This window comes from Ramlibacter tataouinensis TTB310 (assembly GCF_000215705.1).
Lineage (GTDB): Bacteria > Pseudomonadota > Gammaproteobacteria > Burkholderiales > Burkholderiaceae_C > Ramlibacter > Ramlibacter tataouinensis.
In genome coordinates, this window is sequence record NC_015677.1 from 957,101 (window position 1) to 966,103 (window position 9,003).

Here is a 9,003-nt window from a genome sequence, read left to right on the forward strand (position 1 = left end):
AGGGAACACCATGCGATTCATGATCATCGTCAAGTCCACGCCCGAGTTCGAGGCCGAGACCACGCCGCAGGCACCGGACGAGAAACTGATGGCCGCGATGGCCGACTACCACGAGCAACTGGGCCGGGCCGGCGTGCTGCTGGACGCCAGCGGGCTGCAGCCCAGCCGCACGGGCTGGCGCATCGAGTACGACGGCCAGAGGCGCACCGTCATCGACGGCCCGTTCGCCGAGGCCAAGGAGCTGATCGCCGGCTTCACCATCATCCAGGTGCGCTCGCGCGAGGAGGCCCTGGAATGGTCGCGCCGCTTTCCCAACCCGGTGGGGGAGGACGCGCGCGCGGTGATCGAGGTGCGCCAGCTGTACGAGCTGGACGACTTCGCGCCCAGCGAACAGCTGGACCGCTTCCGCGAGATGAACACGCCCAGCCAGAAGTAGTCCTTCAACATCCAGCCAGGAACCCCCGCCATGAGCCGCCAAGTCTTCATCAACCTGCCCATCAAGAACATGGCCCGCAGCCAGGCTTTCTTCAAAGGCCTGGGCTTCGCCTTCAACCCGCAGTTCACCAACGAGCAGGGCGCCTGCATGGTGATCAGCGAGAACCACAGCTACGCCATGCTGCTGGTGGAATCGTTCTTCCAGGGCTTCACCAAGAAGCCGATCGCCGACGCTACCAAGACCACCGAGGTGCTGGTCTGCCTGTCCTGCGCCAGCCGCGCCGAGGTCGACGAGCTGGTGAAAAAAGCCCTGGCCGCCGGCGGCACCGCGCCCAACCCGCCGCAGGACCACGGCTTCATGTACGCCCACGGCTTCACCGACCTGGACGGCCACGTCTGGGAGCTGATGTGGATGGATCCGAATGCGGCACCGCCGCAGGCCTGAGGCCGGATGCATTCCGCCACCCACCAGGCGATCTCCGCGGTCTGGCGCATCGAATCGGCCAAGATCGTCGCCGTCGTGGCCCGCATGGTGCGCGACGTCGGCGTGGCCGAGGAGCTGGCGCAGGACGCGCTGATCGCCGCCTTGGAAAGCTGGCCGGCCAAGGGCGTTCCCGACAAGCCCGGCGCCTGGCTGATGACGGCGGCCAAGCGCAAGGCGCTGGACCACCTGCGGCACGCCAAGATGAGCGGCGAGAAGCTGGACGAGATCGGCCATGACCTCGAGGCCCAGGAGGCGCTGATCGTGCCGGACTTCGTCGATGCGCTGGACGCCGCGCGGCAGGACGAGATCGGCGACGACCTGCTGCGGCTGATCTTCACCGCCTGCCACCCGGTGCTGCCCACCGAGGCGCGCGTCGCGCTCACGCTGCGGCTGCTGGGCGGCCTGACCACGCACGAGATCGCGCGCGCCTTCCTGGTGCCCGAGCCGACCATCGCCCAGCGCATCGTGCGCGCCAAGCGCAGCCTGCGCGAAGCCCGGGTGCCCTACGAGGTGCCGCGCGGCGCGCAGCTGGGCGAACGCCTGGCCTCGGTGCTGGAGGTGGTCTACCTGGTGTTCAACGAAGGCTACACCGCCACGGCCGGCGAGGACTGGATGCGCCCGGCGCTGGCCGAGGAGGCGATGCGCCTGGGGCGCATGCTGGCCGAGCTGGCGCGCGACGAGCCCGAGGTGCAGGGCCTGGCCGCGCTGATGGAGCTGCAGGCCTCGCGCATGAAGGCGCGCACCGACGCGGCCGGCCGCCCCATCCTGCTGGCCGAGCAGGACCGCGGCCGCTGGGACCGGTTGCTGATCCGCCGTGGCCTGGCCTCCCTGGAACGCGCCGAGGCGCTGGCCCGGCAGCGCGGCCAGGCGCCCGGCCCCTATGCCCTGCAGGCGGCCATCGCGGCCTGCCATGCGCGCGCGCCCTCGGCGGCCGAGACCGACTGGCCGCGGATCGCCGACCTGTACGGCGCGCTGGCGCACACCGCGCCGTCCCCCGTGGTGGAGCTCAACCGCGCCGTGGCCGTGGCCATGGCCTTCGGCCCCGAAGCGGGCCTGGCCGTGCTGGAGCCCCTGCGCGGCGAGAAGGCGCTGCAGAATTACCAGTGGCTGCCCAGCGTGCGCGGCGACCTGCTGGCCCGGCTGGGCCGCCATGAAGAGGCGCGGGCCGAGTTCGAGCGGGCGGCCGCGCTCGCCTCCAACGCCCGGGAACGCGAATTGCTACTGCAGCGGGCACGAGGAACGAAACCATGAGCCAGGACCAGGACCAGGACCAGGACGCACGACCCATCGCCATCCACGACCGGCCCGAGCGGGAACGCTACGAACTCGACGCCGGCGGGGCAGTGGCGGCCATCATCGACTACCGGCTGCGCGGCCAGCGCATCGCGCTGCTGCACACCGAGGTGCAGCCCGAACACGAAGGCGGCGGGCTGGGCACGCAGCTGGCCCGCCATGCCCTGGACGACGCCCGGCGGCGCGGGCTGAAGGTCGTGCCCTCGTGTTCCTTCATCGCGGCCTACGTGCGCCGCCATCCGCAGTACCAGGACCTGGTGGCGGACTGAGCCGCGGAGGGTCAGCCGCCGCCCAGTTCCTCCAGCTTGGCCTGCGCGGCGCGCTTGCCCATGCCGCGCAGCGAGGCGATGGCCTGCAGCTGGCGGGCCCGCGGCCGCGCGCGGCCGTCTTCCCACTTGTACACCGACTGCGCCGACACGCCCAGCAGCGAGGCCAGGGCGGCGGCCGACAGGCCCAGGCGCTTGCGCTGCGCCGCCAGTCCCTTGGCCGAGAAACGCAGCGACGGGCTGTCGTCATCCGCCTCGGTCTCCTGCGCGCGTGCGGTGGCCCGGCCGCCTGCCTTGCCCAGCCGGTTCACCTGCTTTTCCAGCGTGTCGATGCGACGGCGCAGGGTGGCGATCTGGCCCCGGTAGTGGGCGTTGAGTTTCTTGAGTTGCTGCGTCTCGCCGCGAAGCTCCTTGCGGGCGACACGGGCGATCTCGCTTTTCAGGACCGCTGCGATATTTGGCATCGTCTTCTGGTTCCAAGGACGTCGAGAGAGAGAGGTGGGGATCATAAACACAAGCGTACGAAGGCCCGCCAACGCGACAATAGCCCCATGACCCGCCACCCATCCGCCGCCCCCGGCGACTTCGAACCCGAGTTCGTCGACGGCCTGCGCGCCATCTTCGAGGAGAAGATCGTCTTCAACCAGGTGCTGGGCCTGAAGATCACCGCCTTGCAGCCCGATGGCGTCGTGGGCCGCATCGCCATGAGGCGCGACCTGATCGGCCACTACGGCCACAACCGGCTGCACGGCGGCGTGGTCAGCGCGGGGCTGGACGCGATGGGCGGGCTGGCGGTGATGGCGGCGATCGGCGCGCGCCACATGGACGAGGCGCCGGCGCAGCGCCTGCACCGCTTTGCCAAGCTGGGCACCATCGACCTGCGCATCGACTACCTGCGCCCGGCGATCGGCGAGCATTTCGAGCTGCAGGCGCAGGTGCTGCGCCTGGGCTCGCGGGTGGCCTCCACCCGCATGGAATTCCTGGGCCCGGACGGCAAGCTGCTGTCCACCGGCGCCGGCGCCTACATCGTTTCCTGAAGCGGCGGCGCCCGCGCGGCGCTTCCTACAATCGCCGCCATGAAGCCCCTCCTGGTTCGAGGCCGTGCCCTGGCCGGCGGCACCACCCCCGCCGTGTGCGCGCCGCTGGTGGCCCATGACGCGCCAGGCCTGCTGGCCGAGGCCGCCGCCGTGGCGGCGCTGGGCCCCGACCTGCTGGAATGGCGGGTCGATTTCTTTGAAGGCATCGCCCGCACCGGCGAGGTGGTGGAGCTGGCCTCGGCGATCAAACGGGCGGCGGGCGGCCTGCCGCTGCTGTTCACGCGGCGTTCGGCGCGCGAGGGCGGCCAGCCCATCGCGCTGGACGAGGCCGCGGTGGCCGCGCTGTGCCGCGCGGTGTGCGCCGGCGGCGGCGTGGACCTGGTCGACTACGAGATGGACCACGACCCCGCCCACGTGGCGGCGGTGCGCGAGGCCGCGCGGACGCATGGCGTGGGGCTGGTGCTGTCGTTCCACGACTTCCAGGGCACGCCGCCGGTCGAGGCCTTGCTGGGGCGCTTGCGGCAGGCGGCCGCACTGGGCGCCGACGTGGCCAAGCTGGCGGTGATGCCGCGCGACATGGGCGACGTGCTGAACCTGCTGTCGGCCACCTGGCAGGCCAGCCAATCGCTGCCCATCCCGCTCATCAGCATGGCCATGGGGCCGCTGGGCGCGGTCACGCGGCTGGCCGGCGGCGCCTTCGGCTCGGCCCTGAGTTTCGGGGCGGGGCAGGCGGCCTCGGCGCCGGGGCAGATGCCCATCGCCGAGCTGCGCCAGGGACTGACCCTGCTGCAGAGGGCTATGGAGCGTCGGGCCTAGCCCTGCACCCCGCCATTGGGCTGCTTGCGGATGGTGGTGAACAGGTTCCAGGCCACCAGGAACATGGCGGCGATGACCGGGCCGATGACGAAGCCGTTCAGGCCGAACACCGCGATGCCGCCCAGGGTGGCGATCAGCACCAGGTAGTCGGGCATGCGGGTGTCCTTGCCCACCAGGATGGGCCGCAGCAGGTTGTCGACCAGGCCGATCACCAGCACGCCCCAGGCCGTCAGGCCCAGCCCGGCCACGATTTCGCCGGTGAACAGGAAGTACAGGGCCACCGGGCCCCAGACCAGGGCCGCGCCCACGGCCGGCAGCAGGGACAGCAGCGCCATCAGCGCGCCCCACAGCAGCGGCCCCGGCAGGCCCAGCACCCAGAAGGCCAGGCCGCCCAGCACGCCCTGGATCAGCGCGATCACGATGTTGCCCTTGACGGTGGCCCGCACCACGGTGACGAACTGGCCGAGCAGCCGGTGCGTCTGCTGTTCCTGCAGCGGGATGGCCTCGGCGATGCGCTCGCTCAGCCGGGCGCCGTCGCGCAGCAGGAAGAACAGCAGGTACAGCATGACGAAGAAGGCGATCACGAAATCGAGCGTGATCTGGCCGATGCCCAGCAGCCGGGTGGTGATGATCTGGCCGCTGCTGGTGAGCAGGCCCGTCAGGCGCTGCTGCAGCGCGCCCACGTTCACCAGGTCGAAGCGTTCCAGCACGGCGCGCCCCCAGGGCGGCAGCGCATCCAGCATGCGCTGCAGGTACTGGCCGAACTGCAGCTCGCCCGAGCGCACCTTCTGCACCACCACCGAGGCCTCCTGCACCACCGAGAAGCCCACCATGATCAGCGGCAGGATCACGATGAGCAGGATGAGCAGCAGCGTCAGCAGCGCCGCCAGCGTCGGCCGCCGGTTGGCCTGCCGCTGCACGCGGCGGTGCACCGGGGCGAACACGATGGCGATGAAGATCGCCCACAGAACCGCGCCGACGAAGGGCAGCAGGATGAGCACGAACGCCACCGTGACGACGGCCACCAGCCACAGCAGGGTCTTGTGCTCCAGGGTGGGCGACTGCAGGGGATCGGGCGGCGTCATGGGCGGGCAGGTGAATGGGGGCGCAAGGTTATCACCCCGCTAGCGAGGGATGGGCCGCGGTTTGCCGTTGTCGTCGATGGCCACGTAGGTGAGCGAGGCTTCGGTCACCTTGATGTAGTTGCCCTGCGAGCCGAAGCGCTCGGCGAAGACCTCCACCTGCACCGTGATCGAGGTGCGGCCGATGCGCGTGACGTGGGCGTAGAAGGACAGGATGTCGCCCACCCGCACCGGCTGCTTGAAGACGAACTGGTTGACCGCCACCGTCGCCATGCGCCCCTTGGCATGGCGCGCCGGCACCACCGCGCCGGCCAGGTCCACCTGGGCCATGACCCAGCCGCCGAAGATGTCGCCGTTGCCGTTGGTGTCGGCCGGCATCGGGATGACCTTGAGCACCAGCTCCCGGTCGGTGGGCAGCTGCACGTAGGCGGCGGCGCTTGCATTCGCGGACATGGTCACAATCTCCTCTGGCTCACTCCAACACCGATTGTCCCCGATGCGCCGCGCCGGCGAACTTGCCGCTCCCCCCCAGGCCTCCTCCTCCCCCGCCCAGGCGCCCACCCGCGGCCGCGACTGGGCCACGCTGCGCCGGCTGCTGCCCTACCTGTGGCAGTACAAGTGGCGCGTGCTGGCGGCGCTGGCGTTCATGGTCGGCGCCAAGCTGGCCAACGTCAGCGTGCCGTTGCTGCTCAAGAACCTGGTCGACACGATGAGCTTCAAGCCGGGCGACCCGGCGGCGGTGCTGGTGGTGCCGATCGGCCTGCTGGTGGGCTACGGCCTGCTGCGGCTGTCGACATCCCTGTTCACCGAGCTGCGCGAACTGGTGTTCGCCAAGGCCACCCAGGGCGCGGCGCGCAGCATCGCGCTGGAGACCTTCCAGCACCTGCATTCCCTGTCGCTGCGCTTCCACCTGGAGCGGCAGACCGGCGGCATGACGCGCGACATCGAGCGCGGCGTGCGCGGCATCGAGTCGCTGATCTCGTACTCGCTCTACAGTGTGGTGCCCACGCTGACCGAGGTGGCGCTGGTGCTGGGCATCCTGGCGGTGAAGTTCGACGCCGGCTTCGCCTGGATCACGCTGGCGGCGCTGGGCGTGTACATCCTCTTCACCGTCACGGTGACCGAGTGGCGCACCAAGTTCCGCCGCGAGGCCAACGAGTTCGACTCGGCGGCCCACACCCGGGCCATCGACTCGCTGCTGAACTACGAGACCGTCAAGTACTTCAACAACGAGGGCTTCGAAGCGCGGCGCTACGACGAGAGCCTGGAGCGGCTGCGCAAGTCGCGCCTGAAGTCGCAGACCACGCTGTCCATGCTCAACACCGGGCAGCAGCTGATCATCGCCATCGGCCTGGTGGCCATGCTGTGGCGCGCCACCGAGGGCGTGGCGCAGGGGCGCATGACGCTGGGCGACCTGGTGATGATCAACGCCTTCATGATCCAGCTGTACATCCCGCTCAATTTCCTGGGCGTGCTGTACCGGGAGATCAAGCAGAGCCTGACGGACCTGGACAAGATGTTCGTGCTGATGGAGCGCGAGCGCGAGGTGGCGGACAAGGCTGGCGCGCCGGCGCTGGCGGGACTGGAGCGGCCCACGGTGCGCTTCGAGCACGTGCACTTCGCCTACGAGCCCAGCCGGCCCATCCTGCACGACGTGAGCTTCGAGATCCCGGCCGGCAAGACGGTGGCGGTGGTCGGGCCCTCGGGCTCGGGCAAGTCGACGCTGGCGCGGCTGCTGTACCGCTTCTACGACGTCGGCATCCCGGGCAGCCCTTCGGTGGCCGGGGGCATCACCATCGCCGGCCAGGATATCCGCGAGGTCACCCAGGCCAGCGTGCGCCGGGCCATCGGCATCGTGCCGCAGGACACGGTGCTGTTCAACGACACGGTGGAATACAACATCGCCTACGGCCGCGCCGGCGCCAGCCGCGCCGAGGTGGAGGCGGCGGCCCGGGCGGCGCACATCCACGACTTCATCCGCTCCACCCCCAAGGGCTACGACACCATGGTGGGCGAGCGCGGCCTCAAGCTGTCGGGCGGGGAGAAGCAGCGCGTGGCGATCGCCCGCACCCTGCTGAAGGACCCGCCCATCCTGATCTTCGACGAGGCCACCTCGGCGCTGGATTCGGCCAACGAGCGCGCCATCCAGGCCGAGCTGGAAAGCGCGGCGCGCAACAAGACCACCCTGGTGATCGCCCACCGGCTGTCCACCGTGGTCCATGCCCACGAGATCCTGGTCATGGAGGCCGGCCGCATCATCGAGCGCGGCACGCACGAGGCCTTGCTGGCGTCGGGCGGCCGCTACGCGCGGATGTGGGCATTGCAACAACGCCGGGGCGACAAGATCGAGCCGCAAGCAGCGATCCAGTCGCTTCCGGGTTAAAGCTGAGGTACAACCCCATTCCATGATCGGTCTTACTGCCATCCGCCTTGCCGCCCTCGTCGCTGTCGCCTATGCCCTGTTGCTGCTCAGTGGCGGGCTGATCGGGGTGGCCGGCGGCGGCAGCCGCCTCAGCCTGAGCGTCAGCCTGGCCCAGCCGGTGACCTGGCTGATGGCCCTGCTGTCGCTGCTGATCGCCTGGGCGCTGTGGAGCCGCTATGCCTGGGGCTGGTGGCTGGGCCTGGCGGCGGCGCTGTTCCAGCTGTGGCGCATCGTGAGCGCGATCATCGCGCGGCCGGGCTACCCGCAGCTGCCCTCGCCCGGCACACTGCTGGTTCTGGGGTTGCTGGTGGCTTTCCTGATCCTGCTGTTCCTGCCCCGGGCCCGCGCGGCCTGCAGCCGCTGACAGCCTGAACAACGAGGAGTCCCTCATGGCACTGCGCACCGTCCGCCGTCTCGCCGTCGCCGGCGTCCTGCTGGCAGCGGCCGCGCTGCTCAATCCCTCGCCCGACAGGCACCGGGCCGGGCTGCGCCAGTCGGTGGCCGAGCGCAGCCCGCTGGCCGGCGCGCTGGGCATCGGTGCCGTGGCGGCCTTCGCCTCGAGGTACCACACGCTGGGCGTGGCTTCCTACACCACGGTGGGCGACCGCATCGCCACCATCGGGGCCTTCGGCCTGGTCTTCACGCTCAATGCCTCCCCGGCCCGCTGAGGCCGGCCGCCCGCCCGTGCGCATCGGCCTGATCTCCGATACCCACGGGCTGCTGCGGCCCGAGGCGCTGGCGTTCCTGGCCGGCAGCGACCACATCCTGCATGCCGGCGACATCGGCGATGCGGCCATCCTGGAAGCCCTGGCGGGCATCGCGCCGCTGACCGCGGTGCGCGGCAACAACGACACGGGGCCCTGGGCGCGGCAGCTCAAGGAGGTGGAGCAGCTGCGCCTGGCCGGCGTGGGCATCCACCTGCTGCACGACCGCCATGAGCTGGCCATTGATCCGCCGGCCAGCGGCGTGCGCGTGGTCGTGGCCGGGCATTCGCACAAGCCGCTGGTGCAGGAGCAGGGTGGCGTGCTGTACATCAACCCCGGCAGCGCCGGGCCGCGGCGCTTCTCGCTGCCGGTCTCGGTGGGCGAACTGCTGATCGAGGATGGCGGGGTGAGGGCGCGCACGGTGACGCTGGAGGTCGCGCCGCGCCCGCGCCGATAATCGCCGG

13 protein-coding genes are annotated in these 9,003 nt (G+C 70.6%); 10 read left to right on the top strand and 3 right to left on the bottom strand.

Annotation, left to right across the window (positions count from 1 at the left end):
- The first annotated feature begins 10 nt into the window (after window positions 1-10).
- The 4 genes from RTA_RS04725 to RTA_RS04740 are packed head-to-tail and all read left to right on the top strand — an operon-like array spanning window position 11 to window position 2,481.
- Window positions 11-436 (top strand): YciI family protein, encoded by a 426-nt coding sequence (locus RTA_RS04725; RefSeq protein WP_013900240.1) that lies wholly within the window; start codon window positions 11-13, stop codon window positions 434-436.
- 30 nt (window positions 437-466) lie between these two features.
- Window positions 467-880, top strand: a complete 414-nt coding sequence (locus RTA_RS04730) for a VOC family protein (RefSeq protein ID WP_013900241.1) — start codon at window positions 467-469, stop codon at window positions 878-880.
- A 6-nt stretch (window positions 881-886) separates the two neighbouring features.
- Complete coding sequence (locus tag RTA_RS04735; protein WP_013900242.1) at window positions 887-2,170, top strand: RNA polymerase sigma factor; 1,284 nt, start codon at window positions 887-889, stop codon at window positions 2,168-2,170.
- A complete protein-coding gene (locus tag RTA_RS04740) occupies window positions 2,167-2,481 on the top strand; it encodes a GNAT family N-acetyltransferase (RefSeq protein ID WP_013900243.1) in 315 nt (104 codons plus the stop codon). The genes RTA_RS04735 and RTA_RS04740 overlap by 4 nt, the downstream gene beginning before the upstream one ends.
- 11 nt (window positions 2,482-2,492) lie before the next feature.
- On the opposite strand, the gene RTA_RS04745 is transcribed toward RTA_RS04740, so the two are convergent.
- A complete protein-coding gene (locus RTA_RS04745) occupies window positions 2,493-2,942 on the bottom strand; it encodes a helix-turn-helix domain-containing protein (RefSeq protein ID WP_013900244.1) in 450 nt (149 codons plus the stop codon).
- An 87-nt stretch (window positions 2,943-3,029) separates the two neighbouring features.
- Here RTA_RS04745 and RTA_RS04750 point away from each other — a divergent pair, with 87 nt between their 5' ends.
- Window positions 3,030-3,515 carry a thioesterase family protein gene (locus RTA_RS04750; RefSeq protein ID WP_013900245.1) on the top strand — a complete coding sequence of 162 codons (486 nt, stop codon included), beginning with the start codon at window positions 3,030-3,032 and terminating at the stop codon, window positions 3,513-3,515.
- A gap of 39 nt (window positions 3,516-3,554) precedes the next feature.
- Complete coding sequence (gene aroD, locus RTA_RS04755) at window positions 3,555-4,331, top strand: type I 3-dehydroquinate dehydratase (protein WP_049871222.1); 777 nt, start codon at window positions 3,555-3,557, stop codon at window positions 4,329-4,331.
- On the opposite strand, the gene RTA_RS04760 is transcribed toward aroD, so the two are convergent.
- Together RTA_RS04760 and RTA_RS04765 are read right to left on the bottom strand one after the other, a co-directional pair.
- Window positions 4,328-5,416 (bottom strand): AI-2E family transporter, encoded by a 1,089-nt coding sequence (locus RTA_RS04760; RefSeq protein ID WP_013900247.1) that lies wholly within the window; start codon window positions 5,414-5,416, stop codon window positions 4,328-4,330. The genes aroD and RTA_RS04760 overlap by 4 nt on opposite strands.
- 39 nt (window positions 5,417-5,455) lie before the next feature.
- The gene (locus tag RTA_RS04765; protein WP_013900248.1) at window positions 5,456-5,866 is read right to left on the bottom strand and encodes an acyl-CoA thioesterase; all 411 of its coding nucleotides are present in this window, start codon (window positions 5,864-5,866) and stop codon (window positions 5,456-5,458) included.
- A gap of 43 nt (window positions 5,867-5,909) precedes the next feature.
- Here RTA_RS04765 and RTA_RS04770 point away from each other — a divergent pair, with 43 nt between their 5' ends.
- From RTA_RS04770 to RTA_RS04785, 4 genes are read left to right on the top strand one after another with little or no spacing between them, the layout of a single operon-like run.
- The gene (locus tag RTA_RS04770) at window positions 5,910-7,796 is read left to right on the top strand and encodes an ABCB family ABC transporter ATP-binding protein/permease (protein ID WP_013900249.1); all 1,887 of its coding nucleotides are present in this window, start codon (window positions 5,910-5,912) and stop codon (window positions 7,794-7,796) included.
- Between the two features lie 22 nt (window positions 7,797-7,818).
- A complete protein-coding gene (locus tag RTA_RS04775) occupies window positions 7,819-8,199 on the top strand; it encodes a hypothetical protein (protein ID WP_013900250.1) in 381 nt (126 codons plus the stop codon).
- A 25-nt stretch (window positions 8,200-8,224) separates the two neighbouring features.
- Window positions 8,225-8,503 carry a hypothetical protein gene (locus RTA_RS04780; protein WP_013900251.1) on the top strand — a complete coding sequence of 93 codons (279 nt, stop codon included), beginning with the start codon at window positions 8,225-8,227 and terminating at the stop codon, window positions 8,501-8,503.
- Entirely contained in the window at window positions 8,484-8,996 is a 513-nt protein-coding gene (locus RTA_RS04785; RefSeq protein WP_049871223.1) for a metallophosphoesterase family protein, read from the top strand. Before RTA_RS04780 ends, RTA_RS04785 begins: the two co-directional genes overlap by 20 nt.
- The last annotated feature ends 7 nt before the right edge of the window (window positions 8,997-9,003 follow it).

Excerpts from the sequence above, each read along its gene's own strand:
- RTA_RS04770 (WP_013900249.1), top strand. The coding sequence starts at position 5,910 with ATGCGCCGCGCCGGCGAACTTGCCGCTCCCCCCCAGGCCTCCTCCTCC.
- RTA_RS04740 (WP_013900243.1), top strand. The coding sequence starts at position 2,167 with ATGAGCCAGGACCAGGACCAGGACCAGGACGCACGACCCATCGCCATC.
- RTA_RS04775 (WP_013900250.1), top strand. The coding sequence starts at position 7,819 with ATGATCGGTCTTACTGCCATCCGCCTTGCCGCCCTCGTCGCTGTCGCC.
- RTA_RS04745 (WP_013900244.1), bottom strand. The coding sequence starts at position 2,942 with ATGCCAAATATCGCAGCGGTCCTGAAAAGCGAGATCGCCCGTGTCGCC.
- RTA_RS04725 (WP_013900240.1), top strand. The coding sequence starts at position 11 with ATGCGATTCATGATCATCGTCAAGTCCACGCCCGAGTTCGAGGCCGAG.
- RTA_RS04735 (WP_013900242.1), top strand. The coding sequence starts at position 887 with ATGCATTCCGCCACCCACCAGGCGATCTCCGCGGTCTGGCGCATCGAA.
- RTA_RS04750 (WP_013900245.1), top strand. The coding sequence starts at position 3,030 with ATGACCCGCCACCCATCCGCCGCCCCCGGCGACTTCGAACCCGAGTTC.
- aroD (WP_049871222.1), top strand. The coding sequence starts at position 3,555 with ATGAAGCCCCTCCTGGTTCGAGGCCGTGCCCTGGCCGGCGGCACCACC.
- RTA_RS04780 (WP_013900251.1), top strand. The coding sequence starts at position 8,225 with ATGGCACTGCGCACCGTCCGCCGTCTCGCCGTCGCCGGCGTCCTGCTG.
- RTA_RS04760 (WP_013900247.1), bottom strand. The coding sequence starts at position 5,416 with ATGACGCCGCCCGATCCCCTGCAGTCGCCCACCCTGGAGCACAAGACC.
- RTA_RS04785 (WP_049871223.1), top strand. The coding sequence starts at position 8,484 with ATGCCTCCCCGGCCCGCTGAGGCCGGCCGCCCGCCCGTGCGCATCGGC.
- RTA_RS04730 (WP_013900241.1), top strand. The coding sequence starts at position 467 with ATGAGCCGCCAAGTCTTCATCAACCTGCCCATCAAGAACATGGCCCGC.
- RTA_RS04765 (WP_013900248.1), bottom strand. The coding sequence starts at position 5,866 with ATGTCCGCGAATGCAAGCGCCGCCGCCTACGTGCAGCTGCCCACCGAC.